A 619-nucleotide genomic window follows, 5' to 3' on the forward strand; every position below is an offset into this window, starting at 1 on the left:
GGCAAGATCGCCTACTACGGCTTTTCCAACTTCCTCGGATGGCAGATGACCAAAGCGGTCCACATTGCCAAGGCCCACGGCTGGAGCGCCCCCGTAACCCTACAGCCGCAGTACAGCCTGCTGGTCCGGGAAATCGAATCTGAGATTGTCCCGGCCTCCCAGGACGCGAACATCGGCCTGCTGCCGTGGTCGCCGCTGGGCGGCGGTTGGCTCTCCGGCAAATACAAGCGTGACGAGCCGCCCACAGGTGCCACCCGCCTGGGCGAAAACCCCGAACGCGGCATGGAGGCATGGCAGGCCCGCAACGATGACCCCCACACCTGGGACATCATAGACACACTGGAAAAGATCGCCGCGGATCATGGGGCAAGCGCCTCCCAAGTGGCGCTGGCATGGCTGGTGGACCGGCCGGGCGTGACGTCCGTGATCCTCGGTGCCCGCACCACTGAACAGCTGGCGGACAACCTTGCCGCAGCGGACCTGGAACTCACCCCGGAGGAAACACTGCGGCTCACCCAGACCAGCCAACCCCGTGTAGGGGTCTATCCTTACGGTCCGATGGCCCAAACCCAGCGCAGCCGCAAAATCGAAGGCGGCAGGTAAACCCCGAACTGGTCCC

At 64.6% G+C, this 619-nt stretch carries 1 protein-coding gene; it reads left to right on the top strand.

From position 1 onward, the window contains the following. Positions 1-603, top strand: a 603-nt coding sequence (locus tag IEW19_RS23215; RefSeq protein WP_188573896.1) for an aldo/keto reductase, incomplete at its 5' end; no start/stop codon positions are given. Between the last annotated feature and the right edge of the window lie 16 nt (positions 604-619).

Source organism: Arthrobacter liuii, assembly GCF_014639275.1.
GTDB lineage: Bacteria > Actinomycetota > Actinomycetes > Actinomycetales > Micrococcaceae > Arthrobacter > Arthrobacter liuii.